At 68.0% G+C, this 24,545-nt stretch carries 21 protein-coding genes and 1 riboswitch; of the genes, 3 read left to right on the plus strand and 18 right to left on the minus strand.

Features of this window, described 5'->3' with window-relative positions; all coding sequences use genetic code 11:
* Position 1: 1 nt before the first annotated feature.
* From DDQ50_RS14000 to DDQ50_RS14045, 10 genes are all read right to left on the minus strand, one after another.
* Positions 2-847: an ABC transporter ATP-binding protein gene (locus DDQ50_RS14000; protein WP_116757296.1), complete on the minus strand. Its 846-nt coding sequence runs from the start codon at positions 845-847 to the stop codon at positions 2-4.
* Complete coding sequence (locus tag DDQ50_RS14005) at positions 844-2,625, minus strand: dipeptide/oligopeptide/nickel ABC transporter permease/ATP-binding protein (protein WP_116757297.1); 1,782 nt, start codon at positions 2,623-2,625, stop codon at positions 844-846. Before DDQ50_RS14005 ends, DDQ50_RS14000 begins: the two co-directional genes overlap by 4 nt.
* Positions 2,622-3,653 (minus strand): ABC transporter permease, encoded by a 1,032-nt coding sequence (locus DDQ50_RS14010; protein WP_116757298.1) that lies wholly within the window; start codon positions 3,651-3,653, stop codon positions 2,622-2,624. The genes DDQ50_RS14005 and DDQ50_RS14010 overlap by 4 nt, the downstream gene beginning before the upstream one ends.
* 42 nt (positions 3,654-3,695) lie before the next feature.
* The gene (locus DDQ50_RS14015; protein ID WP_116757299.1) at positions 3,696-5,270 is read right to left on the minus strand and encodes an ABC transporter substrate-binding protein; all 1,575 of its coding nucleotides are present in this window, start codon (positions 5,268-5,270) and stop codon (positions 3,696-3,698) included.
* Between the two features lie 175 nt (positions 5,271-5,445).
* Complete coding sequence (locus tag DDQ50_RS14020) at positions 5,446-6,069, minus strand: helix-turn-helix domain-containing protein (protein WP_116757300.1); 624 nt, start codon at positions 6,067-6,069, stop codon at positions 5,446-5,448.
* 154 nt (positions 6,070-6,223) lie between these two features.
* Positions 6,224-7,729, minus strand: a complete 1,506-nt coding sequence (locus DDQ50_RS14025; RefSeq protein ID WP_116757301.1) for a mannitol dehydrogenase family protein — start codon at positions 7,727-7,729, stop codon at positions 6,224-6,226.
* A complete protein-coding gene (locus DDQ50_RS14030) occupies positions 7,726-8,451 on the minus strand; it encodes an amidohydrolase family protein (protein ID WP_116757302.1) in 726 nt (241 codons plus the stop codon). The genes DDQ50_RS14025 and DDQ50_RS14030 overlap by 4 nt, the downstream gene beginning before the upstream one ends.
* 43 nt (positions 8,452-8,494) lie before the next feature.
* Positions 8,495-9,496, minus strand: coding sequence for an ABC transporter permease (locus DDQ50_RS14035; protein ID WP_165829829.1), 1,002 nt, complete (start codon positions 9,494-9,496; stop codon positions 8,495-8,497).
* Positions 9,497-9,510: 14 nt separating this feature from the next.
* A complete protein-coding gene (locus DDQ50_RS14040) occupies positions 9,511-12,063 on the minus strand; it encodes an ATP-binding cassette domain-containing protein (RefSeq protein ID WP_116757304.1) in 2,553 nt (850 codons plus the stop codon).
* 76 nt (positions 12,064-12,139) lie between these two features.
* The gene (locus tag DDQ50_RS14045; RefSeq protein WP_116757305.1) at positions 12,140-13,240 is read right to left on the minus strand and encodes a sugar ABC transporter substrate-binding protein; all 1,101 of its coding nucleotides are present in this window, start codon (positions 13,238-13,240) and stop codon (positions 12,140-12,142) included.
* 170 nt (positions 13,241-13,410) lie between these two features.
* Here DDQ50_RS14045 and DDQ50_RS14050 point away from each other — a divergent pair, with 170 nt between their 5' ends.
* A complete protein-coding gene (locus DDQ50_RS14050) occupies positions 13,411-14,175 on the plus strand; it encodes a DeoR/GlpR family DNA-binding transcription regulator (protein WP_116757306.1) in 765 nt (254 codons plus the stop codon).
* 27 nt (positions 14,176-14,202) lie between these two features.
* Here DDQ50_RS14050 and DDQ50_RS14055 read toward each other — a convergent pair whose 3' ends face one another.
* The 7 genes from DDQ50_RS14055 to DDQ50_RS14085 all read right to left on the minus strand — a co-directional run bounded on the left by DDQ50_RS14055 (position 14,203) and on the right by DDQ50_RS14085 (position 22,520).
* Positions 14,203-15,777, minus strand: a complete 1,575-nt coding sequence (locus DDQ50_RS14055) for an AMP-binding protein (RefSeq protein WP_116757307.1) — start codon at positions 15,775-15,777, stop codon at positions 14,203-14,205.
* 156 nt (positions 15,778-15,933) lie between these two features.
* Positions 15,934-16,305: a hypothetical protein gene (locus DDQ50_RS14060; protein ID WP_116757308.1), complete on the minus strand. Its 372-nt coding sequence runs from the start codon at positions 16,303-16,305 to the stop codon at positions 15,934-15,936.
* Between the two features lie 229 nt (positions 16,306-16,534).
* A complete protein-coding gene (locus tag DDQ50_RS14065) occupies positions 16,535-16,858 on the minus strand; it encodes a DMT family transporter (protein ID WP_116757309.1) in 324 nt (107 codons plus the stop codon).
* Between the two features lie 11 nt (positions 16,859-16,869).
* Positions 16,870-16,933: riboswitch (guanidine-III (ykkC-III) riboswitch) on the minus strand.
* Between the two features lie 60 nt (positions 16,934-16,993).
* Positions 16,994-17,773 carry an SDR family oxidoreductase gene (locus DDQ50_RS14070; RefSeq protein ID WP_116757310.1) on the minus strand — a complete coding sequence of 260 codons (780 nt, stop codon included), beginning with the start codon at positions 17,771-17,773 and terminating at the stop codon, positions 16,994-16,996.
* 358 nt (positions 17,774-18,131) lie between these two features.
* Complete coding sequence (locus tag DDQ50_RS14075; protein WP_116757311.1) at positions 18,132-19,379, minus strand: YncE family protein; 1,248 nt, start codon at positions 19,377-19,379, stop codon at positions 18,132-18,134.
* A 191-nt stretch (positions 19,380-19,570) separates the two neighbouring features.
* Positions 19,571-21,454, minus strand: a complete 1,884-nt coding sequence (gene nhaA / locus DDQ50_RS14080) for a Na+/H+ antiporter NhaA (protein ID WP_116757312.1) — start codon at positions 21,452-21,454, stop codon at positions 19,571-19,573.
* 157 nt (positions 21,455-21,611) lie between these two features.
* The gene (locus DDQ50_RS14085; protein ID WP_116757313.1) at positions 21,612-22,520 is read right to left on the minus strand and encodes a ThuA domain-containing protein; all 909 of its coding nucleotides are present in this window, start codon (positions 22,518-22,520) and stop codon (positions 21,612-21,614) included.
* A 334-nt stretch (positions 22,521-22,854) separates the two neighbouring features.
* On the opposite strand from DDQ50_RS14085, the gene DDQ50_RS14090 reads away from it, so the two are divergent.
* Both DDQ50_RS14090 and DDQ50_RS14095 read left to right on the plus strand, forming a co-directional pair.
* Entirely contained in the window at positions 22,855-23,733 is an 879-nt protein-coding gene (locus DDQ50_RS14090; RefSeq protein WP_116757314.1) for an MEDS domain-containing protein, read from the plus strand.
* 151 nt (positions 23,734-23,884) lie between these two features.
* Positions 23,885-24,184, plus strand: coding sequence for a putative quinol monooxygenase (locus DDQ50_RS14095; RefSeq protein WP_116757315.1), 300 nt, complete (start codon positions 23,885-23,887; stop codon positions 24,182-24,184).
* A 71-nt stretch (positions 24,185-24,255) separates the two neighbouring features.
* On the opposite strand, the gene DDQ50_RS14100 is transcribed toward DDQ50_RS14095, so the two are convergent.
* On the minus strand, positions 24,256-24,507 hold the full coding sequence (locus tag DDQ50_RS14100) for a hypothetical protein (protein WP_116757316.1): 252 nt from the start codon (positions 24,505-24,507) through the stop codon (positions 24,256-24,258).
* Positions 24,508-24,545: the final 38 nt, after the last annotated feature.

The raw sequence follows: 24,545 nt of genomic DNA on the forward strand, positions 1-24,545 counted from the left end.
CCTAACCCGCGATCACGGAGTCGTAGGCGGATGGATCGGTGAGGAAACGGCCGTCGGGATCGGGGACGCTTCCGACGAGCAGGCGGGTGTACGGGTCGGCGGGAGCGGCCAGCAACGAGATGGGCCCCTGCTCGACGACCTTCCCGTAGCGCATGACCGTGATGTCGTCGCACATGCGGGCCGCTACACCGAGGTTGTGGGTGATGAAGACGCAGCCGAAGCCGAGCTCCTTCTGCAGCCGGTCGAGCAGCCCGAGCACCTCGAACTGGATCGACGCATCGAGTGCCGAGGTGACCTCGTCGGCGATGAGGAGGGTCGGCTGGACGGCGATCGCGCGAGCGATCGCGACGCGCTGACGCATTCCTCCCGAGAACTCGTGCGGGTACCGGTTCACCGCGGACGCGTCGAGGGAGACGAGCTCGAGCAGTTCGACGATGCGGTCGCGGTAGGTGGACTCCCGGCCGCCCTTCGGGGCGAGAGCCTCGCGGAGCGTGCGTCCGATCGTCATCCGCGGGTCGAGCGACGCGTACGGATCCTGCGGGATCATCTGGACGGACCGGCGCAGAGCCTGCCGCTGCGCGGACTTCGCGCGGCCGACGTCGACGCCGCCGACCTCGACGGTTCCGGCGCTCGCTCCGAGCGTGCCGATGATGACCTTGGCGAGAGTCGACTTGCCCGAACCGGACTCGCCGACGACGCCCATCGTGCGCCCCTTGCCGAGGGTGAGCGACACGTCGTCGAGCACGAGAGGAGCGCGGCGGCCGAATCCGTAGCTGGCGGACAGCCCCGTCACGGAGAGGATCGGCTGGTCGACGGTGCCCGTCGAGGTCGGGGTCGAGGTGGTCATGCCGGGCTCCCTCCGTTCGCGTTCGCGCGGTACACGGCGCCTTCGAGCGCGGTGCTCGCCGACGCGGCGAGAAGCTTCTCGGTGTACGGCTGGGTGACCTCGCGGTCGCGCAGCTGCGCGGCCGTGAGGTGCTCGATGATCTCGCCGCGGTACATGACGTAGACCCGGTCGCACATGGCGGCGATGACGTCGATGTCGTGCGAGATCAGGAGGACCGCCATGTCGTGGTCGCGGTTGATCTGCTTGATGAGCCGCAGCACGTCGGCCTGCACCGTCACGTCGAGAGCCGTGGTCGGCTCGTCGGCGATGAGGAGCTTCGGGGTCGTGATGAGCGCCATCGCGATCATCGCGCGCTGCCGCATTCCGCCGGACAGTTCGTGCGGGTACTGCCTCATGCGGAGCTCGGGTTCTGTCACTCGCGCCTCGCGCAGCTTCTGGATGGCGAGCCGCTCCGCCTCCTGCTTCGGCACCTTCTTGTGCACCCGGATCGACTCGGTGAGCTGCGCCCCGAGCTTGCGAGCGGGGTTGAAGCACGACGAGGGGTCCTGGAAGACGATGCCGAGATCGAGCGCCAGAGCGGTCGGAGGGACGCTGCTCGAGCTCAGGGCGTGCGAGGCGACGTCGAGCGAGGCGGCGTCCCAGGCGAGTTCGGGCGGCAGCAGCTGAGCCGCGGTCATAGCGGTGATGCTCTTGCCCGATCCGGATTCGCCGACCAGGCCGACGATCTCTCCGGCGCCGACGGTCAGCGAGATGCCGCGCACCAGCTGCGCCCCCTCGCCGCTCTGACCGACCTGGACGCGCAGGTCGCGGACATCGAGTGCGGGAGCACGCCCGGCCGCGGTGGCGGCGGCGAGCGTCGAGGCGGCGTTGATCTCCACCGGCACGGCGGGAGCGGCGGCACGGACGACCTTGCGGGCGCGCGGCTGGATGCGACGCGGCTCGCTGAGGGCGACGAAGCCGTCGCCGATGAGGCTGGCCGAGAGGCCGGTGAGCACGATGGCCAGCGACGGTGCGATCGCTCCGCTCGGGTTCTGGTAGATGTCGCGCAGGCCGCTGGCGAGCAGCTGTCCCCAGTCGATGGCGGGCGGCTGGACGCCGAGACCGATGAAGCTGAGTCCCGACATCGTAATGATCGAGGTCGACAGGCACACCGAGGTGAGCACGAGCACCGGCGAGGCGATGTTCGGGATCACGTGTCGGAACAGCACCGTGGGGCCAGGGACGCCGAGCAGGTGCGCGGTGACGACGAAGTCCTTCGCCCCGACCGAGCTGGCCAGGTTGTTCGTGAGGCGGGCGAACTGCGGGGAGAACGCGATGCCGATCGCGATGACGACGGTGACCTCGTTGGGTCGGAAGATCGCGGTGACGGCGAGGGCGACGATGATGGGCGGCAGAGCGAGCCACAGATCGATGGCACGGGCGCCGAACCAGCGCACCCGGTTACCGGAGACCACGAGGAGGGCCCCGATGAGCCCACCGAGAACGACGGCGATTCCGGTGGCGATGACGCCCATGATCAGAGTCAGGCGGGTGGCGACGAGGGTTCGGATGAGCACGTCGCGACCCTGCGAGTCGGTTCCGAACCAGTGCTCGGCCGAGGGCCCGGTGCGGAGATCGCCCGAGCCGGCTTCGGCGGCGCTGCCCCAGATCATCGGCGCGACGATCGCGAGCAGGAGGATGAAGCCCAGTCCGACGAGTCCGATGACGAGCGAGACCGGGTAGCGCTTGCCCGCCCGGAGCGGCGCCGCAGCCGGCGGCGTGAGGGTGCCAGCGGTCATGAGCCCATCCGCCCTTTCTGGAGAACGCGCGGATCGAGGATCCCGAGGAGGATGTCGATCGCGAGGTTGACGAGGGCGGCGAGCAGTCCGAGCGTCAGGATGATGCCCTGGATGGCCGGATAGTCGCTCGAGAGGATGGACTCGACGATCTGCGTGCCGAGACCGGGGATGTTGAAGACGTATTCGACGATGACGGTGCCGCCGAGGAGGGCGACGAGGATGATGCCGCCGATCGTCAGCGCGCTGGTGGCGACGTTGGGGAGCACGTGGCCGACGAGGAGCCGGCCGGTCGAGATGCGCTTGCTGCGCGCCGTGGCGATGTACTCCTGGCCGAGGATCGCCCGCGTCTCCCCTCGCACGACCCGGGAGATCGCGGCGGCGGGGGCGAGCCCGACCGCGATCGCGGGGAGGATGAAGCCGTTGAACCCGACGCCGCCCTGAGCGGGCAGCCAGCCGAGGCTGAGGGCGAAGACGATGACCAGGATGGTTCCGGTGATGTATTCGGGAATCGCGCCCGCGAGACCTGCGACGACGTTGTAGATGCCCGATCCGACCTTGGCGCCGCCGCGCCGCTCCGCGAAGGCGATGGCGATGCCGAGCGGGAACCCGACGAGGAGGACGACCAGCAGACCGCCGAACGCGACGGCTGCGGTGATGGGGAGGCGCTGGCCGATCATGTCGACGATCGGCTGCTGCGTGACGAAGGAGTTCCCCAGGTCGCCCTGCAGGAGTGCCACGACGTAGTCGAGGGCCTGCACCGGGAACGGGTTGTTCAGGCCGAGTCGCTCGCGGACCAGTTCGACCTGCTCCTGCGTCGCGGTGACCCCGACGATGTTGCGCGCCGGGTCGCCGGGTACGAACTGGACGAGCAGGAACGTGATCACGAGCAGGGCGATCACGATGCCGACCAGGCCGCCGAGGCGGCGGAGCAGGTAGCTGACCCACTGCCGGGCTGCGTCCCGGGAGGCTCGCGAGGGCCCGGTCGAGGGCGAGGAGGTGGCGGGTGAGGCCACGCTGTCGGTGCTCATTCAGATTCCTCTTCTCGACCGGGCCCTGCGGGTGGTGGGGTGCTACTCCGCGATGCGGATGGTGCCGGCCCGGACGAAGCCCTTGGAGACCATGGCGGTCACTCCGGGGGCGAACGTGACCGTGGCGGGTGCCGTGGCGAGCGGCAGCACGTCGGTGTTCTCGAGCATCAGGCGGTTGTAGTCGGCCAGCGCGGCGCAGCTCTCATCGCCGGTCGTCTCGCGAGCGATCTGCAGGGCGGCGTCCGCCTCGGGGTTCACCACGGCGGACAAATTCTGCCCGTTCGGCGGGACCGGCCCGGTGAAGAAGTTCGCACCCGAGAGCAGGTTCGACGAGGTGTTGGCGAAGACCAGGATGGTGACGTCCCAGTTGTTCAGCGGAGTGAACAGACCTGACACCCACTGCTGGTTGTTCAGGTTCTCGAACGCGACGTTCGCGCCGGCCTCCTGCAGTGCGGACTGCACGTAGGCGTTTCCGTCTCCACCGGCGAGCAGCGTCGTTCCGTTCACCGCGAGGTCGAGACCCGACAGGACCTCGGAGGCTGCGTCGACGTCGTACTCGGGCATGTAGTCGCTGGCCGATTCGTCGTAGCACTGGTAGGACGGCTCACCGAGGTTGGTGATGAGCGTGCCGGCGCCGTAGCTCTGCACGTCGTTGAGGCGCTCACGATCGATCGCCTGGGCGATCGCGAGGCGGACGGCCGGGTCGGCGGTGGGGCGGCCCTCGGTGTGGTTGAACATGAGGAAGGTGTCGGACTGCTGCGAGACGGTGCTCGTCCAGCCCTCCTGCTCCGTCACGCGGTTCCAGGCGTCGGTCGTGTAGGCCGAGATCTGCATCGCACCGGTGGTCTGGAGGTTCGCGCGGGTGTTCTCGTCCTCGGTCACCTGCATGATGAGAGTCGCAGGACGGGCGCCGTCGGTCGGGATGCCCGCGAACTCGGGGCCCCAGTCGTAGTCCTCGCGCTGCTTGAAGGTGTAGCTCGCGCCGGCGGTCTGGGTGTCGGCGACGAAGCCGCCCGTTCCGTTGGATCCGGTGGTCAGCGTGCTCGGGTCGTCCGTGCCCGCCGAGCAGACGATGCCGGTGTAGGCGACGGTGAGGCCGGACAGCAGACCCGAGAACGGCGATCCGAGCGTGACGGTGACCGTCTGACCGTCGGCCGTGGCGGTCGCCGTGTTGCCGGCGCCGATCACGTTCGACACGAAGGGAGCCGCGGTGTCGGGGTTGAAGAAGCGATTGAGCGAGTTGGCGACGACGTCTCCGGTGAGCTCTTCGCCGTCGGAGCAGGTCACGCCGTCCCGGATGGTGAAGACGCCCTCGGTCGCGGTGACGTCCCAGTCGGTGGCGAGACCCGCGACGTACGAACCGTCCTCGTCGAGCGCGACGAGGGTGTCGTACATCGACCAGATCACGACGGCGTCCTGGAAGGAGGCGCCGAGAGCGGGGTCGTAGGAGGTGACGGGGCCGTCGAGCTCCATCGTCAGGGAGTCGGCGCTGGTCGAGCCGGAACCCCCTGATGCGTTTCCTCCGGAGCACGCAGTCAGGGCGATCAGGGCGGCGGCGCCGATGGCGACCGCGGCCATGCCGCGACGACGTCGCAGCGGATTGGGCTGTGTGGGCATGGGGATTCCTTCGTTACGAGAGCCGGGGGCATGACGAGAACAGAACCGAGCACGTTGCCATTCAGAGGAATGAACGTCGTGCAACAAAGTGAACACCAACCCTGTTGCTGACCCGTTGCCCGTTTATTTCGGGTGGGTTACGAAACCGGGGAGAGCGCCGCGGTGAAGCGAAACGTCAGAAGGACGGGGGCGTCATGGCGCCGAGGAGAACGGCCGGTTCGTCCGTGACGTTCGCATACCAGTGCGGCACGGAGGCGTCGTAGGTCAGGGCGTCGCCGAGCGCCAGCTCGTACCGATCGCTGCCGACGACGATGACGAGGGCACCCTCGACCACGACGATGCACTCCTCGCCCTCGTGCTGGAAGGGCACCGTCTCGTTGCTCCAGCCGGCGGCGATCTGGGCGCGGATCATGCCGAGTTTGCCGTTCATGCTCGGCGTGATCAGCTCGTAGACCATGTCGTGCTCGGAGAGGAGGAGGCGTCGACGCGAATCGGCTCGGACGAGTCCGGCGAGTTTGGGCTCGGGATCCTGTCCGCCGAAGAAGTCGCCGACGCGGACGCCGAGTGCGTGGGCCAGCTTGATGAGCGTGTTGTACGACGGGTTGCCGTTGCCGCGTTCGATCTGACTGAGGAGTCCGGCGCTCACACCCGACGCCGACGCGAGGGCATTGAGGCTCAACCCGGAAGCGACCCGATGGATGCGGACGATCTGACCGAGCTGACTGGTCGGCAGCGCCTCCGACTGAGGGTCGTTCTCCTCGTCGGTCGCGGTGCTCTGCGCGGGGGCGGTCTCGTCCATGTCGCGTTCAACTTATTACACGGGGAGCTGTTTCCCTGCATGGGCGGCAGGCTGCGAGGATCGGGTCTCCGCCGATCCTCAGGACAGGCGTCCGGCTCGAGCCGAGCCGGACGCCTGGTCTCCGCCCGGTGACCCACGGCGGGGGCGGGCATTCCTAGTCGGCGACGAGCGCCTCGACGGTGGCGTGAGCGCCGTTGTCCCAGAACGAATGAAGCGCCGCGAGGTAGGACTCGACGAATCGGGCGTCGTCGATGAGATCACCGAAGAGCTGACGGTCGGCGATGAAGGCGACGGGCTTCTCGTGCTGCCCCCGGGCCACCGCCATCAGCTGGTCGGCGAGCCGGTCGACGACCACGATGGGTTCGCCCTGCTCGTCGACGGCCTCGTCGTACCGCGCCCAGCTGGCCACGATGGCAGCCGACAGCTCGACCTTGCCGCCGTTCGCCAGATTCTCGCGGATGACGGGGACGAGCCACTTCGGGATCCGATCCGACGACTCGGCGCACAGCCGCGCGAGCGTGTCGCGGACCTCGGGGTTGCCGAACCGCTCGATCAGCGTGTCCTTGTACTCGTCGAGATCGACACCGGGGACGGGACGCAGCGTGGGGGTGCCCTCTTCGTCCATGTAGCGGCGGAGGAAGGTCGCGATGGCGGGGTCGGCCGTCGCCTCGTGCGCGTACCGGTGACCACTGAGGTACCCGACGTAGCACATCGCCTGGTGACTGGCATTGAGCAGACGCAGCTTCATCAGCTCGTACGGCTCGACATCGTCGACGACCTGCACCTCGGCGTCCTCGTAGGCGGGGCGGCCGAGGGGGAAGTCGTCCTCGAGGACCCACTGGAAGAACGGCTCGCACACCACGGGCCACGCGTCCTCGATGCCGAAGTCGCGCCGCACCTCCTCGCGATCGGAGTCGAAGGTCACCGGCGTGATCCGATCGACCATCGAGTTGGGGAACGAGACGTTCTCGCGCACCCACTCCCCCAGCTCGGGATCCTTCAACGATGCGAAGGTCGAGAAGGTCAGCTTCGCCATGTGGCCGTTGCCCTGGATGTTGTCGCAGGACATGACGGTGAACGGGGCGATACCGCGCTCGCGGCGCCGGGCGAGAGCCTCGGTCACGAGTCCGAAGACGGTGGCGGGCACCGCTCCGGCGGCGAGATCCGCCTGGATGGCGGGGTTCGCCGAGTCGAACTGGCCCGACACCGGGTCGAAGTTGTAGCCGCCCTCGGTCACGGTCAGCGACACGATCCTGGTGGAGGGGGCGGCCATCTTCTCGATGACGGCGTCGGCGTCGTCCGGGGCGAAGAGGTACTCGACGATGGACCCGATGACGCGCGCCTCGCGCGAACCGTCGGCGTGCTTGTACACGAGGGTGTAGAGCCGGTCCTGCGCCGCCATGACATCGCGCATCTTCGCGTCGCCGGGGAGCACACCCACGCCGCAGATGCCCCAGTCGAGCGCCTCACCGTTGTTCATCAAGGTGTCGACGACCATGGCCTGGTGGGCACGATGGAAGCCTCCGACCCCGAAGTGCACGATGCCGACGGTGACGTCGGAACGGTCGTAGTTCGGCACCGAGACCGAGTCCGGCAGCGAACGGAGGGTGGCCTCGTTCAACGCGACGGCGTGACGGTCCCCCGTCGTGTCGGGGCTCATTCGGGGAGTCCGAGCAGGCGTCGCAGGTTGCCGCCGCAGACGAGTTGACGGGCCTCCTCGGAGTCGACGACGCTGCTCATCTTCTCGTACTCGAAGGTGTAGTCGACGAAGGGCGAATCGGTGCCCCAGACGACCTTCTCCGGTCCGAGCTCGCTGACCGATCGGGCCACCTCGAAGACCGGCACGCGTGCGGTCTCGAGGTAGAGGTTGGGGATCTGCGCCGCCAGCTCGATGGCCTGATCATGAGACCAGAAGGTCCCGCTGTGGGCCATCAGGAAGGGGATCTCGGGGTAGGCGCGGGAAACCGCGGCGAACTCGGGGGGCGCGTTGTACAGGTCGGATGCACCGTGGGAGATCACCAGCAGACCGCGCTCGCGGATCGCGTCGAGCACCGGCCCGATCAGGCCGAGGTCGCTCAGGTGGTAGCCGTGGAGGGTGGGGTGGATCTTCACGCCCTTGTAGCCCTTGTCCGCACGAGCATGCACCTCGTCGACGGCCGCCTGCTGATGCCACGGGTTGACCGCCATGAACGGGATGAGCCGGTCGGGGTGCTCGGCCACCGCGACGTCGATGACGTCGTTGCTGAAGTCGCCCTCGACGAAGGGGAACACGCAGGCCTGGTCGACGCCTGCAGCGTCCATACGGGCGACCAGCTGCGTGCCGGTCTGGTCGGCTCCGTGCCTCACTCCGAGGTGGTTGTGGGCGTCCAGAGTTCGTGTCATGAGCTGCTCCTTGCTTTCAGTTCGAGAGGGAAGTCGTGTCGGATCATCGCCGGGCCGTCCTCGTGCGCAGTGCGCCGAGTGCGAGCGCTGCGAGGATCAGCAGACCGTTCAGGGCGAATCGCCACGGGGCACCGAGGCCGAGGAGGGTCAGTCCGTTCGCGAGAAGTGCGACGAATAGGGCGCCCACGACGGTCCAGAGCACCCGGATCCGACCCTTCGGCGAGGCGATAGACCCGAGGTAGACCGCGGTGAAGGCGTCCAGGAGCAGCGGTGCTGCGGTTCCCGGGACGACGACTCCGGTGCGGGCGGTGAGCATCACGCCGGCAAGAGCCGCCAGCACGCTGCACGCGACGAAGCCCGCGGCGAAGGTCACCCGGACCGGGACTCCTGCGAGGAAGGCCGCACGAGAGCTCGATTCGACGAGGTCGATGCCGCGTCCCCACACCGTGCGCCGAGTGGCGAACCAGGCGATCGCGACCACGACTATGGCGACGATGATGAGGATCCGCACGGGACCCACCGACCCTGTTCCGATGGCGAGGAAGTCGCCGACGACGGCCGCTGGAGCGGTGAACAGCTGCTGCGGTGTTCCGTTGTCGGAGATCACGAGGCCGACGGCGGAGAGCAGCAGGTTGACGCCCAGGGTCGCGACGATCGCGGGGACTCCGAGGAATCCGGCGAGCACACCGTTGACGAGGCCGACCACGAGGCCGACGGCGAGCGCCGCGAACAGGGCGGCCCCGAGACCGTTGCCCTCGAGCAGGGTCTTGGCGGCGATGTAGCCCGCGACATCGGCTGTGACGGCGATCGAGAGGTCGATGCCCTTCATCGACATGACGATGCTGAGTCCGACGGCCAGCACCGCGAGGACGGTCGCCTCGACGAGCACGGCCTGCAGGTTGGGCAGTCCGAGGAAGGACGGTTTGATCGCCCCGACCGCGAGGACGACGACGATCATGCCGATCACGGTGCCGTAGCTCGTGATCTTGGGTCGACGGCGCGCCTTGACGGTCGTGGGAGTGGGTGCGGGCTGCGTTGCGGTCATTGCTGTTTGCTCCATCAGAAGATCGCCACCTGTCCGAGTGCGCGGCGTCGGACGACGGCGAGCAGGACTGCCAGCAGGAGAACGATTCCCTGGACCCCGGGGAGCCACTGGTCGGAGAGTCCGTTCGAGATGAGCCCCGCGCCGACGGCCGTGACGAAGAGCGCCCCGATCGCTGCGGTCGCGGGGTCGAAGAGGAAGCTGCGCGTCATCGCCGAGCCGAGGAAGGCTGCGGCGAGGGCCGTCGTCAGCAGGTCGAGCGAGGCGTCGCGTGCGGTCGCGCCGCTGCCGTAGGAGGTGAGGAGCACCCCGGCCAGTCCGCTGATCGACGCCGACAGGATGAGGGCGAGGAGCCGGTTGATGCCCGGCTTCACCCCTCGCAGCTCCGAGGTCTTGGCATCGTCTCCCACGGCTCGCAGCCGCAGGCCGGTGGCGGTGCGGCGCCAGACGACGGTGGCCACCGCGATGACCAGGATGGCGACGATCGCGACGATGGGCAGATAGCCGGCGTACCCCTGGCCCAGCATGAGGAAGTCGCTCCCCTGGGCAACGGCGATCGGCAGGCCGCCATTGATCTGCAGCGTGGCACCCACGAGGAGGAACAGCATGCCGAGCGTCGCGACGAAGGACGGCACCCGGAAGGCGACGGTGATGAGACCGTTGACCGCTCCGACTCCTGCGCCGATGGCGATGCCCGCGACGACGGCGCCCGGGGTCGGTACCCCGGCGGCGATCAGGGCTGCCGACACCGTCGAGGTGAGCAGCGCGACACCCCCGACCGACAGGTCGAAGGCGCCCGCTCCGAGCGCTATCGCCAATGCGGCGGCGAGCAGTGCAGGAGTCGAGGCCTGGCGCACCACGTCGAGCAGGCTGAGCGGGGCGGCGAATCCGGGAGAGCCGAGCGCGAGGATCACGATCACCAGGACCATGGCGAGCGGCAGACCGATCTGACGCACCCAGGGGCGCGAACTCAGGACCGCGCGGGGCTTGGCCGATTCTGCGACCGGCGCCTCCGTGGCCAGTCGCACCTCGTTCTCGGTGGCTCCGACCGCGGCGGCGTCGGAGGTGAGCTGCTCGACATCGACCTCGCCGCGGAGGTACTGCCCGGTCACGGCGCCGTCGCGGACGACGAGCAGCCTGTCGGAGATGCCGATGAGCTCCTCGAAGTCGGAGGAGACCACGAGCACCGCGGCTCCCCCTGCGGCCAGCTCGCCGAGCTGCCGGTAGATCTCGATCTTGGCGCCGACGTCGACGCCGGCGGTGGGCTCGTCGACGAGGTAGACGCGACCGCCGCGAGCGAGCCAGCGGCCCACGATCGCCTTCTGCTGGTTGCCGCCCGACAGTGTCGCGATGTCCTGCTCGGACGAGGAGGCGACGATGTGCAGCTTGTCGATCAATCCGTCGGCGGTGCGCTTCTCCTCCTTGGAGTTCAGTACGGAGAAGCGGCTGTGGCGTCGGAGGCTGGCAGCGGTGATGTTCGAGAGCAGCGACAGGCCGGGGAAGATCCCCTCGGTGCGCCGTTCCTCGGGCACCAGGGCCATGCCGCTCGCGATGGCGCTGCGCGGGTTGCCGACGGAGACGGGCTTGCCGTCGACCGAGACCTGACCCGTCGACTTCTCGGCACCGAAGAGCGCAAGGAGCGCTTCACTGGCGCCGGAGCCGACCAGTCCTGCCAGACCGACGATCTCGCCGGCGCGGATCTCGAGGTCCATCCCGGTGAGCAGTTCTCCGGACTTCAGCCCGGTGGCGGTGAGGACGACCTCGCCCGCGGTGTGCGGTACGACCGGGTAGAGAGCATCGAGGTCGCGTCCGACCATGGCCGAGATCATGTCGTCGGTCGACAGCTCGGCTGCGGGCGAGGACCGCACCAGGCGCCCGTCGCGGAGGATGGTCACCGTCGTGGCGAGCGAGGTGATCTCGCGGAGTCGGTGCGAGATGTAGAGGACTGCGACACCCTGACTCGTCGCGGTGCGCACGATGTCGAAGACCGGCGCCGCCTCGGCGGCGCCGAGCGCTGCGGTGGGCTCATCGAGTACGAGAACGCGGGGATTCGCCGCGAGGGCTCCCGCGATCGAGACCTGCACCCTTTGCGAGGGAGTGAGGTCGCCGACGAGGTCCGTCGGCGAGCAGACCGCACCCACGCGAGAGAGGACCTCTAGGGCGGTCCGGTTCATCTGCCCGCTGTCGAGGAACACTCCCCCGGCTCGCGGTTCGCGGCCGAGGAACATGTTCTCGGCGACCGTGAGGTGCGCGGCGAGAGGCTGATCCTGGTAGACGATCTCGAGGCCCTGGCGCCGAGCATCGGAGGCACCCGAGATCGACACACGCTCGCCGTCGATCTCGATGTGGCCGCCGGCGAGGGGGTTGACGCCCATCAGGGCCTTGACGAGCGTGGACTTCCCCGCGCCGTTCTGGCCGACCAGGGCGTGTACCGTGCCGGCCACGAGCTCGAGGTCGACGCCGTGGAGGACTGTCGTCTCGCCGAAGGTGACGACCGCTTCTCGGACGGCGGCGACGACGGTGCCCGTCGCGGGCGATGGGGTGTGGGTCACCGAGGATGGCTTCGCCATCGGAGCCTCGCTTTCTTGGGGTGCAGATGAATGCCTCGTCGGTCGGCGGCTCGAGCCGCCGACCGACGAGAGGGGGTCAGTTCTCCGGGGTGACCGGCTGCATGATGACCACGTCCTGGTTCTGAGGCCAGGTGCTGGCGATCTGCGCGGGGTCGAGCTTGATCTCGTCCCAGATGCCCTTGCCGTACCGCTCTTCCGCTGCGGCGACGCCGTTGTTGCGGGTCGCGACCCAGGCGCTCGTCACGGTGTTGCCGACCGGCTTGCCGGCGCGGACGTCGATAGCGGCCTGCGCACCCAGTTCGCCGATGAGCTGGGCGTTCTGCACCACGGTCGCCACGAAGGGGCTGCCTTCCGAGTAGAGCATCGAGAAGGTGGCGCGATCGCCGTCGATCGAGGCCGACTTGATCTCGTCGCGGCCCGCGGTCTGGATGGCCTGCACGGCTCCCGAGGTCATCTGGTCGTAAGCACCCCAGACTCCCGCGATCGATCCCTCATCGGGGTTGGCCGTGAGGATGGCCTGCATGGCCGACTGGGTGGTGGCCGGGCTGAAGTCGGTGGGCTCCTTGTGCAGAGTCACCTGGGGGTAGTCGGCGACGACGGCCTCGAGGATGCGCAGACGCGTCTCGAGCAGCGGGGCGCCGGGAACCCAGAACGCGTAGAGGTCGCCCTGGTAATCCATCGACTCGAGCAGAGCGCGAGCCGCCATCTGCGCCATGAGGGTCTCGTCGCCGCCCGCGTCGGCGATGGCGCCGGGGACGACCGAGCCGACGCCTGCCGTGACGACCGTGATCCCGGCGTCGTTGGCCTTCTTCACGACGGGTGCCAGCTGAGCCGGGTCGCCGAGCTCGATGAACAGGACGTTGATGCCCGAGTTGATCAGGGTGTTGATGTCGTTGATCTGCTTGGTGGCATCGCCGCCTCCGTTCGTCACGGTGACGGTGCCGCCCTCCTTCTCGAAGAGGGTCTGGGCGCCGGAGATGATGTCGCGGTTGTAGTCGTTGACGATCTCGCGCGAGGAGATGCCGACCTTCAGCTCACCGGTGGCGACGGGGGCGGGCGCGGTCTCCGTGGCCTCGGGCGACGTGGCTGCGCCGGGAGCGCCCATCGTGCAGCCGCTGAGGAGAGCGACCGCCACGACGGCGAGGGCTCCGATCCGCATTCGATTACCGGTTTTCATGAGACTCCTTCGTCAGGTGCAAACAGCTGTGCGGACCCGGCGTTCGAGAAGAACGTGTCGGGCCCTCATCGACCATAGGTGCGCATTCGTACACCCCGAATGTGCGATTGATCATCTTTCGCGGACGTTTGTTGTACGTTTGTGCGTGGAAACAGCGGAGCGGAGCTCGTATGGATACCGCCGGAGCGCGTCGTGTGCGCATCCTTCAACTCGTCTCGGAGCGCGCCCAGGTGGCGGTCGCGGAGGTCGCGGACGAGCTCGGAATCACCCAGAGCATGCTGCGTCGCGACCTGCGGGTGCTCGAGTCCGAAGGGTCGGTCCGACGCTCGTACGGCATGATCTCGGCGGTGGAGCGCAGTCGCTTCGAGACGCCGTTGTCATGGCGGACGACCACGAACGGAGATGAGAAGCGGGCCATCGCGCGAGCAGCCGCCGAGCTGCTCGTCGGCGAGAGCTCCGTCTACATCGACGAGGGAGTCACGGCTCGGCTCGTGGCCGAGTACCTGCCCGCGTCGAGGCCGCTCACCATCGTGACCCCCTCGATCCTCGTCGCGGCCGATCTCGCCGCGAATTCACCGCACGAGGTTCTGCTCCTCGGGGGGCGGGTGCGGGGTCGCACGCTCGGGGTCGTCGATCACTGGGCGCGCGAGATGCTCTCGGGCTTCGCGATCGACGCGGCCTTCCTCGGCGCCAACGGGGTGACGGTCGAGGCGGGCCTCACCACTCCCGATCCCGCGGTCGCGGCGATCAAGGCCGCGGCCGTGAAGGTGTCTCGACGCCGGATCTTCGTCGGCGATCACAGCAAGTTCGGGGTCACCTCCTTCGCCCGGTTCGCGAACGTGGGCGACATCGAGGTCTTCGTGACGAGCGAACGCCTTCCGCTCCCGCACGCCCGCCGGTATATGCAGTACGGCCCGCAGGTGGTCAGGGTCTGAGCCGACCACCTGCCCGGTGGTCCCCGGCTACTTCCCCTTCAGATCCTTCCGCAGGATCTTGCCGGAGGCCGACTTGGGGATCGCGTCGATGAATGCGACGGCGCGCACCTTCTTGTGGGGTGCCACATGCTCGGCGACGAAGGTCATCACCCCGCCCTCGTCGAGTTCGGAGCTGTCGCGCCGCACGACGAACGCCTTCGGGATCTCCTGTCCGTCGGCGTCCTGCGCGCCCACCACCGCGGCGTCGGTGATCTCGGGATGGGTGAGCAGCAGCGCCTCGAGTTCGGCGGGCGCCACCTGGTACCCCTTGTACTTGATCAGCTCTTTGAGCCGGTCGACGATGTAGAACTCGCCCTTCGCGCCGACGGTCGCGATGTCGCCGGTGTGCAGGAATCCGTCGTCGTCGATCACTTCGTGAGTGGCGTCATCCCGCCCGAGGTAGCCGAGCATGACGTTCGGTCCGCGCACCAAGAGCTCCCCCGGTTCGCTCACGCCGTCGGCGGGGTGCTCGATCTCCTCCCCGGTTTCGACGGAGACGAGCTTGGCCTCGACGTTCGCGATCGGGAGGCCGATCGATCCTCGGGACAGCTGGTCGCGTCCGGGAGGCATGGCGTGGGTGACCGGGCTCGCCTCGCTCATCCCGTATCCCTGGCGCACCTTCGTTCCGAGACGTTCGGCCACCGCACGCATGAGCGCATCGTCGATCGGGGCGGCGCCAGAGAAGACCACGCGCACGCTGGACAGATCGTACTGGTCGACGAGGGGGTGCTTGGCGAGTGCAACCGCGATCGGCGGGGCGATGAACAGGTACGTGCAGTGGTGGTCGCGGATGATCCGCAGGAACTCCGCCAGGTCGAACTTGGGCATGGTGACCAGGGCTGCTCGCCGGCTGAGCGCGACGTCGAGGAGCACGGTCATGCCGTAGATGTGCGAGAACGGCAGCAGCGCGAGCACACGGTCGGATGACTCGACGTCGATGATCGGCCGCACCTGGCAGACGTTGGCGACCAGATTCGTGTGGCTCAGCTGCACGCCTTTCGGGATCCCGGTCGTGCCCGACGAGTACGGCATGACGGCCACATGCGTGGCGGGGTCGAATTCGACGCGGGGCGCGGGTGCCCCTGAGGTGAGCAGGTCGCGCAATTGCGGGTGCCCGTCCATGCCGTCGAGCACGATGACGTCGTCGGGGCCGAGTCCGACCGCCTCGGCTGCGGCGTTCGCCTGCGGGTAGAGCGCGCTGACGGTGAAGAGGGTGCGGGCGCCGGAGTCGCGGAGCTGGGTCTCGATCTCCTCGGCCGTGTAGAGCGCGTTGACGGTCGTCGCTGTCGCACCCGAGCGGAGGATCCCGTGGAAAACGGTGGCGAAGGCGGGCACGTTGGGGCAGTGCAGGGCGACGACGGAGCCGACGCCGATGCCGCGCGCGGCGAGCGCCCCGGCGAGCGCGAGGATCTGCTGGACGAGCGCCCCATAGGTGGTCTCGACACCCGATGCGCCGTCGATCAGAGCGATGCGTCGCGAATCGTGCTCGCTCAGGCGACCGAACAGGAAGTCGAAGACCGACTGTTTCGGGATGATCTCGTCGGGGTACGGGCTGCGGTACATGGCGATCTCCTTTGATCAGCGATGTCGGACCCGCATCCTCTGCACGTGCGGGTCCTCGCAATCTAGACCCGCATCCCGATGATCGGATCGGAGCCCGCCGAGGGCTCCCGACGACGGGGCGCGCCGAAGATCACCCCCGACGTCGGATGCGCTTCGTCATTTTCTGAAGAACGAGTTGGCCTGCCCGGTGTGCAGCAGCACGATTGCGACGATCGATGCCACTCCCGACACCACCGGCAATGTGATCGCAGCCGGATCGTCTGCCAGCAGCAGCGCAGAGGTGAGCAGTGAGAGGACGAGCAGAACGGTGAGCAGCCATCGGGCGCTGCTGCTTCCACCGAACAGGCCCAGACTCACCACCAGCGTTGCCAGACCCACGATGACGCCGGCCCACGCGGACACGTCGGAGAGCCCGACACCGGGCACCGAGGCGGTCAGCACCACCACTCCCAGCGCGATATGCAGGGCCGCCGAGATCCATGCCAGGACAGCCACTGACGTCACCGCGAACGGCCGCTGCTGTGCCACTCGGCCCTCCTCCGGTCGGCGCCAACGGTTCATCTGGATTCTGGCACCGGCACGTCAGGCGGCGCATCTGGCCCGTGGTGGTGAGACGCCGGCAGCAGAGGAGACAGACATCGTCAGGAGCTGCCACCACCCGAGCGATACTTCGCCACGACCGACTCCGAGCTCGCGATCACCGCGGGTAGAGTGTCGCCCGGGTCGGAAGGTCGCTCACCCGACGTCACTGCGAAGCTCAGTGGCCCGAGTCGACGAGTTTGAGTCCGACGACGCACCCGACCAGTCCGATGATCAGGAGCACCTTGATCACCGAGACGGGTTCTGAGCCGGTCACCACCGCGTAGGTGATGGTAAGGACAGCCCCGATGCCGACCCACACGGCGTACGCCGTGCCGACCGGGATGTCCCTCATGGCGAACGCGAGACCGCCCATGCTGCAGACCAGCGCGACGCCGAAGACGACGGTCGGCCAGAGTTTCGTGAATCCCTCGGATTTGCCGAGCGCGGTCGCCCAGACCGCTTCGAGCACACCGGACGCGACAAGGAGGATCCACGACATGACAGCACCTTCACGGCCAGTCTTGTCGCGTTCCGGGTACTGATCCCTCGTCCGGGAGTGTGAGAAACACTCTGCAGGCGACCGTAATCGACGAAGCTCGGCAAACCATGAGCAGCCGAACCTCGCCGGCTGCGCTCACCAGGTCGAGTCGCCCCTGATCACGACATCGGAGCCGCCGTCGATGAAGACGACCTGTCCGCAGAGGTGCGCGTTCTCCTCACTGGAGAGCCAGGCGAGCAGGTAGGCGACGTCACGGGGTTCGAAGATGCCATTGAGCGGCATCGGAACCTGCTGGAGCAGCGCTTTGCGGGCCTCCTCCGAATCCGTCAGGTCCGCCGTCATCGGGGTCGCCACCACCCCGGGCGCGATCGCGTTCAGCGGGACCCCCGCTCCGGCCCATGGCTCTGTCGCGGCGTTGCGGCGAACCCACTTGGCGAGCGCCTGCTTGGTGGTGCCGTAGATCTGGGCGGACAGCTCCGGGCTGTCGGCGAGCTCGGCGCCGCGCGCGAGGGCGGCGGGCTCGTCGCCCGCGAGAAGGGCATCGAGCAGCACCTTGTCAGCGGGGAAGAGCGACGCCATCGAGGCCGTCGTGACCGCCCGCGGCGCGGAGGATCCGGACAGCAGCGGCCGCAGGCCCTCGAGGGTTGCGACCGCGCCGAAGAAGTTGACCGCCACTGTCGCGACGGTCGGCGATGCGAGTCCGGCGTTCGCGATGATCGCGTCGATGGTGCCGCCGCTCGCATCGGCGACCTGAGTGACGAGGTCGGTACGCCCCTCCGCCGTCGAGAGGTCGACGTTGACGTCGGCGTTGTGGATGTCGACGCCGATCACCCGATTGCCCCTCTCGGTGAGGAGTTCGGCGGTCGACCGGCCGATACCGCTCGCGGCACCGGTGATGACGTAGGTACGGGACATGAGGAGCTCCTTCGCTGCTCGAGAACTGACTTACCCCTCCATCGTCGTTCCCGTGACCGAGGCTGGCTAGGCCGAAGGTCCCGCCTGCCCGCGACTCGACAGCTGCACCCGCCCCCGCACTCCCGCCCGCTGAGCGCAGCGAAGCGAAGGACCAGCCGCACCCGCCCCCGCACTCCCGCCCGCTGAGCGCAGCGAAGCGAAGGACCCGGCGCGCCCACACACCCACCCCGCCCGCTGAGCCCGTCGAAGCGAACGGTGGACACGTCGCCGGGCTCGACGGGGCCGAGCCTCCATCCCCACAGGCACGACGTCCGCAGCTCTCGCCTACCCGACGTCGGGCGGGACCGGACGATCCGGATCAGCGGGTGGCGCCGCGGCGTCGCGACGCCATGATGACGGCGGCACCGAGAGCAAGGGCCGCGGCTGCGCCGGCGGCGAGGAGATCGATGCCGACCGGCCCGGTGGCCGCGAGCTGCGGGCTGGGCGCGGCGGCCGCAGAGGTCTCGCCGTTCCCCGCCGTCGACGGTGAGCCGGAGCCCGATCCCGCGATGCCGGTGCTGAGGATCGCGATGTTATTCGATCCGACACTGCTCACGTAGACCGTGGACCCGTCGTTCGAGAAGGCGACATCCGTGGGCAGGGTCCCGGCGTACGAGGTCACCGTTCCGGTCTCGGTGCGGGTTGCGACGTCGATGATGGACACGGAGTCGGACCCGAGGTTGGCGACGTACACGGATGCCCCGTCGGGCGAGAAGGCGAGCCCGTAGGGAGCCAATCCCGAATAACCGGCGACATCGCCGAGCAGGGTGAGGGTCGTGAGGTCGATCACGGCGACGCCGCTCGATCCGTTCTCGCTGACGAACAGCAGCGATCCGTCGGGGGACACCGCGAGCGAGTTCGGCGACGAGCCCACCGGAAGTGCGATCGACCCGACCTCGGTGTCCGTTGTCGTGTCGATGATGGAGACGGTGTCCGAGATCGAGTTCGCAGTGTAGGCGCGGGTGGCATCCGGCGAGACGACGATCGCCTGCGGCGCGACGCCGGTGTACCCGGCCACGATGCCCGACTCGATATCACCAGCGGTGTAAACGATCGAGACGGTGCTGGTGCCACTGCCCAGCGTGTAGCCGTTGGTGACGTACGCCTTCGACATGCCGGGGACGAAGGCGGCGGCGGACGGTCGACGGCCCGTGAATCCGATCACCTGGCGCTCCACGCCCGTCCGCGCCCCCATCACGATGACCGAGTCGCTGTTCGCGGCCGGGACGTAGAGGGTGCCGCCTGTGGGGTGGATCGCGATTCGGCGCATCCCCGACCCGCTGACCGGGTAGTGGGCGATCTCGGCGTTCGACGCCGTGTCGATCACCGAGATGGACTGGTCGCCGTCGTTGGAGACGTACATCCGAGTCCCGTCCGCGGAGATGACGAGGTCGAACGGGCCCGTGCCGCTGTACCCGGAGACGGTCCCGACCTGGATCGGCGCAGCAGCCGCGACGGCGGGCGAAGCGGCGATCAGGATCGACGCGGTCACGGCGAGGGCCGCGCCGAAATGAACCACCCCCCGTCCCGAGAGTCGGCGGGAACGGGACGGTGCGGAGTGCGGCATGCGGGTCTTTCCATCTGGCGGACATGTCGTGGGCAGGGTGAGCCGCCGTCGGCAGGCTATCCAGGACGCTCTGATCGGAACGTCAGGCACCCCGGCGTGCCTGACACCCGTACGACACGCACGCCCCACGGTGCTCCCTTGCGGCTTGCCGAGCGGCGCCGCGCACGGCCTTTCCGCGACGCCCGACGGGCTCAGACGACCGCGCCGGGCCTGACGCTCGCCTCGAGAGCTTCGATGAGGGAGCGCGCGTCGTACGGTCCGACATGACGGACCCCGTTGATGAAGAGGGTCGGCACCGCGGTGATCTCCATCGCCTCCGCGTCGAGCATGTCGTCTCGCACACGGGCGGCGATCTCGGGTGACGTGAGGTCGGCCTCGAACTTCTCCATGTCGAGTCCGAGCTCACGGGCCCGGCGCAGGATGTCGGACGGCAGCTGATTCTCCTGGTCGGAGAACAGTGCGCGTTCGAACTCGAAGAACTTGCCCTGACGCGCGGCCGCCTCCGAGGCTTCCGCCGCGGCGAGCGCGTTCGGGTGGAAGCTGACGAGCGGCGCATGCCGCCACACGTAGCGCAGCCGATCGCCGACCTCTTCGCGCACCTGCTGGATCGAGCCCGACGCCTTGAGGCAGAACTGACACTGGAAGTCGCCGTATTCGACGATCGTGAACGGTGCGTCGTCGCTACCGTAGACGTGGTCGCGCTTCGAATCGACCGGCCGGGCGAGTGTGCGGGCAGCCTCCTGGCTCGGGTGCACCCGGTCGGAGACTCGGAAGATCAGCGTTGCGATGAGGAACGCGAGCACCGAAGCGGCGAGAACCCCGACGCGCGCCTCGTTCTGGGCGGAGGAGTCGTCGATCGCGATGTCGATGATGAACAGCGAGATCGTGAATCCGATCCCGCACAGCGCCGCACCCCCGGCGACCCGGTCGAGGGTGAGCCCCGCGCCGAGCTCGCCGAGCCGGAACACCTTCATCACCGCGGTGGCACCGAACACCCCGATGAACTTGCCCACGACGAGACCGACGACGACACCCCAGGTGATAGGCGACTGGATCGCCGTTATCAGGATGTCGGGGCTGAGTTGGACACCCGCGTTCGCGAGCGCGAACAGCGGCAGCACCACGTAGGCGACGTAGGGCGCGTAGGCGGTCTGCAGCCGCTCGTTGATCGAGATCGACTCGCGGAGGCTGTTGGCCGCCGCCCGCGCGTACTCCGTGTTCGGCGACTGCCGGAACGTACGCGCCAGGTCGAGGGCGTGCTCGACGTCCCGACGGTTGGGGCGGTAGACGGGGACGAGCAGAGCGATCGCGACGCCGGCGAGGGTCGGGTGCACACCGGACGCGAGGAACGACAGCCAGACGATGATCGCGAGCGTGCCGTACACGGGCCCGCGACCGCCTCGCAGGTAGCGGGTGAAGTAGACGCCGACGAGACCGATCGCGGCGACGACCAGCGGGAACGGGTTGAAGTCCTCGGTGTAGATGAGGGCGATGATGCTGAGCGCTCCGATGTCGTCGACAACCGCCAATGCGAGCAGGAACACCCGGAGACGCCCCGGGATGCGGGGACCGACGAGGGCGAGCGCTCCGACGACGAACGCGGTGTCGGTCGAGATGACGACCCCCCACGCGTGCTCGTTGCCCGATCCCATCGCGATGAGGAAGAACAGCACTGCGGGGACGGCGAGCCCGGCCACCGCTGCCACGACGGGGACGACGGCACGCGACCAGCTGGTGAGCTCACCGATCGCGAACTCCCGGCGCACCTCGAGGCCGACGGTGAAGAAGAAGATCGCCATCAGGGCGTCGTTCACCAGTGCGTGAAGCGTGAAGTCGAGCTGCAGATCGGCGAACCCGAACATCAGGTGCGTGTCCCAGAAGGACTCGTAGGTCTCGTGCGACACATTCGCCCACACGATGGCGATGACGGTGGCCGCGAGCAGGAGCATGGCGCCGACACGGGCTTGCCCCATCGCGCGGATCTTGTCCGCCACTGACCGGTGCCGGTGCTGATGCGAGTGGTCCTGCGGCCGCTCGGGATCAGGCGAAGTCCTGATGATCGTCAGTTGGGTCATTGCACGCCTCCCGCTTCGCACTCCGAATAGCAAGCGAATGCATCGCAACTTTTCGGGATACGTACAGCCTGACACGATCTCGGGGTCGGTGCACCGACGAAGGTGGCACTGATCCACCCTGGTCGACGAGTGCGGATCGCGAGACCCGAGCCACGGTTCAATCGTGCTTCGGCACCTCGTCGACGGGATCGTCGCGGACCTCGCCGGTCGCCGCCCATTCCGCGCCTCTGACGAGCATCGTCTTGTAGTGCGGGAGCCGGGTCGCGATGTCCATCGTCGGCCCGATGTCGCGACCTTCTGCGTGTCCCTGGTGGGCGGCACCGATCGTCGATGCGCCGACGTGACCGAAGGAGAGCGCGAACACGCGTCCATCACCGTAGGCCTTGGTCCAGCTGACGGGATGCCGTTGATCTGTGCCCGGCAGGGCCCTCGCGCTCTCGATGTCGTAGATCTTCGGTCCGGGCATGGCGTTCACCGCGTAGTACGCCCCTTCGAGATACGCCTCGGCCGGGTCGGCGATGTCCGCGAGCACCGTCACGTCGTTCACCGGCGGTAACGCCATGTTGACGTACTTGTCATCGACCGGCGACACGAAGTCCACCGTCAGGCCGCGGGTGATGGGATGCTCCGGCTCTGTGAGGTGGATCTCGACGGCTTCGCCGGGCGCTCGACGACTCGTCGACCTCATGGCCCCGCCGAAGAGCTCGAGCAACTCGTCGGCGTGGGAATCCCACGTGCCACCCATCCAGAAGGAGCCGTGCAAGACGACGAGGCCTCCGCCGTTGCGAACGTACTCGAACAGCGCACGTTCGGTGTCCTCACCCCACCTGCGCTCCTCCCCTGCCGGGGCGTCGGCGCCGAAGTAGTTCAGCAGGACGACGTCGAAGGGCGCCAGAGTCGCCGCGGTCGCACCCTCGAACGCCTCTGTCACGCGCACATCGAAGTACGGACGCTCCTCGAGGATCTCGCGGAATCGCGCGGAGGCGGCTCGCCAGCGATGGTGGAAATGGTCGTTGCCGGTGATGATGAGGGCGCGCAGGCGCCGCTGCGGGTCGTTCGCGGTCATCGTTCTCGTCCTCTCATCGCTTCAGCGGGCGCCGGGCGTAGTGCTCGGCCGCCGCATCCGCACTCACGTGGCCCGGCCGCATGTGAGTGAAGAGCGAAGGGAGGACAGCACCGACCTGGCGAAAGTACCTACTGACGTAGATACTTCCTATCCCACGCTGGGGCGCACGGCAAGTGCGATGCCAAGAACGGCGCGGCGATCGACCAGCGCCTCCGTGAGGTTGCGCGTGTCCTCGCGCGGCGGCTCCGAGCACGAATCGGGCGTTCGGACCACCGGTTGCGATGAGGTCGCAGTGCTACTCTTCACGCCTCGGATCCACTGAACGGTGGCCACTATGAACGCTCTGAGCCTCGGGATTCCCGGCGTCGGCGCAGTCAGCTCAGGAACTCACTTCTGCGCGCTGTACTCGGGCCCGGCCGAACGCGACCGCTTGTTGTACGCCTTCCTCGAGGAAGGTCTGCGACAGGGCGACAAGTGTCTGTGCCTGATCGACGATGTCGACCCGGCGGTTGTCCGGGACCGAGCCGTGGGACAGTCGGGCTCCGACTATTCGCGCCGATCCGCACAGCTCGACGTCGAACGTTCGTCGGACGCCTACCTGCGATCAGGAGAGTTCAGCGTCGAAGACATGGTGAGCTTCCTCTCCGGAAGCGTAGATGCGGCTATCGCCGAGAACTTCAGTCTTCTCAGAGCCGCCGGCGAGATGTCCTGGGTGCTGTCGGGTCCTCCGGGCTGGGATGACCTGTTCGCATACGAGTCCTCTCTCAACCAGATCGTCGAGCACGAGCCCGCCATCCTCATCTGCCTGTACGACCTCAGGAAGTTCGGCGCCGAGATGCTCATCGAAGTCCTCCGCACCCACCCGAGAGTGTTGCTGGACGGCACGGTGATCCATAATCCGCACTACATGGAGCCGGCCGAATACGCGTCGGCGGGCCGAGCTGCAGCGACGATCCAGCCCCCTTTGGTCAGGGTGGACACCCAGGGCGCCGATGAAGCGGACAGCAGGTGGGCGTCGCTCACCGACGCCGAATTGCGGGTGATCTCGCTCGTCGCCCAGGGCATATCGAACCGCGAAGTCGCCGGAGACCTCTACGTCTCCCGCCATACCGTAGACGCGCACCTCAAGCACATCTACCTGAAGCTCGACATCCACTCTCGAGTCGAGCTGACCGTGCGGGCCCTGCAGCGCCGCCTGCCCGCAAGGTACTAGCTCGAGGTGGTGCTGCCCGCCGGGGAATACCCGTTCACGGGATGCGCAGCAACGGCGCGGCCGTGAAGCCTAGGCGGAGACAAGCTCTCGGGCGCCGTCCCCTTGTGTCCGTCAGGTCACAGCGTCTCCCCCGGAGCGAAGGAGCGGAACCATGCTGACCAAAGCCCTTCTCGTGCGTCTCGAGGCACTGCCAGGTCAAGAGGAGCAACTCGCGGACTTCCTGATCAACGCGCGGTCGGTCGTCATGGAGGAGCCGGGCACCATCGCGTGGTTCGCCATCCGGTTCGGCCCCTCGACGTTCGGCGTGTACGACGTGTTCCCCGACGACGAAGCTCGCGACGCCCACCTCGCCGGCGGAGTCGGCCAGGCGCTCGGCGCGAACACCGGTGTGCTCTTCAGCTCGCCGCAGATCGAACGGATCGACATCCTCGCCGACAAAGTCCCGGCATAACCGCCGATCGGGATGCGCCCCGACTGGCTACCCCGACCGCCGCTTCGCGTCGCGGCTGGGACATCGTCGGCTCAGATCTTGCCTTCGCGAGCGACGGAGGCGGCATGAGCACGCCGCTTTCGCCTCCATATCACGAACTGCAGCACGGAAGTAGCGATGACCAGCACCACGACAAACCACGATGCGAAGCGCATCCAACCGTACGGCGACGTGAAGGCCAGGAGAAGCATCGAGGCCACCAACAGCACATCGACGACGACCGTGGCGACAGGCGAAGCCAAGGCCCGCGCCCATCGCGGCCAGTTCTCCGTCCCAGGGTCCATCCCAAGACGCTACTGCCGCCCTCTCGGACCAACAAGCA

The sequence above is a fragment of the Amnibacterium flavum genome, assembly GCF_003097495.1.
GTDB lineage: Bacteria > Actinomycetota > Actinomycetes > Actinomycetales > Microbacteriaceae > Naasia > Naasia flava.

Excerpts from the sequence above, each read along its gene's own strand:
- DDQ50_RS14070 (WP_116757310.1), bottom strand. The coding sequence starts at position 17,773 with ATGTCCCGTACCTACGTCATCACCGGTGCCGCGAGCGGTATCGGCCGG.
- DDQ50_RS14055 (WP_116757307.1), bottom strand. The coding sequence starts at position 15,777 with ATGTACCGCAGCCCGTACCCCGACGAGATCATCCCGAAACAGTCGGTC.
- DDQ50_RS14045 (WP_116757305.1), bottom strand. The coding sequence starts at position 13,240 with ATGAAAACCGGTAATCGAATGCGGATCGGAGCCCTCGCCGTCGTGGCG.
- DDQ50_RS14075 (WP_116757311.1), bottom strand. The coding sequence starts at position 19,379 with ATGCCGCACTCCGCACCGTCCCGTTCCCGCCGACTCTCGGGACGGGGG.
- DDQ50_RS14005 (WP_116757297.1), bottom strand. The coding sequence starts at position 2,625 with ATGACCGCTGGCACCCTCACGCCGCCGGCTGCGGCGCCGCTCCGGGCG.
- DDQ50_RS14085 (WP_116757313.1), bottom strand. The coding sequence starts at position 22,520 with ATGACCGCGAACGACCCGCAGCGGCGCCTGCGCGCCCTCATCATCACC.
- DDQ50_RS14015 (WP_116757299.1), bottom strand. The coding sequence starts at position 5,270 with ATGCCCACACAGCCCAATCCGCTGCGACGTCGTCGCGGCATGGCCGCG.
- DDQ50_RS14100 (WP_116757316.1), bottom strand. The coding sequence starts at position 24,507 with ATGGACCCTGGGACGGAGAACTGGCCGCGATGGGCGCGGGCCTTGGCT.
- DDQ50_RS14040 (WP_116757304.1), bottom strand. The coding sequence starts at position 12,063 with ATGGCGAAGCCATCCTCGGTGACCCACACCCCATCGCCCGCGACGGGC.
- DDQ50_RS14025 (WP_116757301.1), bottom strand. The coding sequence starts at position 7,729 with ATGAGCCCCGACACGACGGGGGACCGTCACGCCGTCGCGTTGAACGAG.
- DDQ50_RS14010 (WP_116757298.1), bottom strand. The coding sequence starts at position 3,653 with ATGAGCACCGACAGCGTGGCCTCACCCGCCACCTCCTCGCCCTCGACC.
- nhaA (WP_116757312.1), bottom strand. The coding sequence starts at position 21,454 with ATGACCCAACTGACGATCATCAGGACTTCGCCTGATCCCGAGCGGCCG.
- DDQ50_RS14090 (WP_116757314.1), top strand. The coding sequence starts at position 22,855 with ATGAACGCTCTGAGCCTCGGGATTCCCGGCGTCGGCGCAGTCAGCTCA.
- DDQ50_RS14065 (WP_116757309.1), bottom strand. The coding sequence starts at position 16,858 with ATGTCGTGGATCCTCCTTGTCGCGTCCGGTGTGCTCGAAGCGGTCTGG.
- DDQ50_RS14035 (WP_165829829.1), bottom strand. The coding sequence starts at position 9,496 with ATGACCGCAACGCAGCCCGCACCCACTCCCACGACCGTCAAGGCGCGC.
- DDQ50_RS14030 (WP_116757302.1), bottom strand. The coding sequence starts at position 8,451 with ATGACACGAACTCTGGACGCCCACAACCACCTCGGAGTGAGGCACGGA.
- DDQ50_RS14050 (WP_116757306.1), top strand. The coding sequence starts at position 13,411 with ATGGATACCGCCGGAGCGCGTCGTGTGCGCATCCTTCAACTCGTCTCG.
- DDQ50_RS14020 (WP_116757300.1), bottom strand. The coding sequence starts at position 6,069 with ATGGACGAGACCGCCCCCGCGCAGAGCACCGCGACCGACGAGGAGAAC.
- DDQ50_RS14095 (WP_116757315.1), top strand. The coding sequence starts at position 23,885 with ATGCTGACCAAAGCCCTTCTCGTGCGTCTCGAGGCACTGCCAGGTCAA.
- DDQ50_RS14000 (WP_116757296.1), bottom strand. The coding sequence starts at position 847 with ATGACCACCTCGACCCCGACCTCGACGGGCACCGTCGACCAGCCGATC.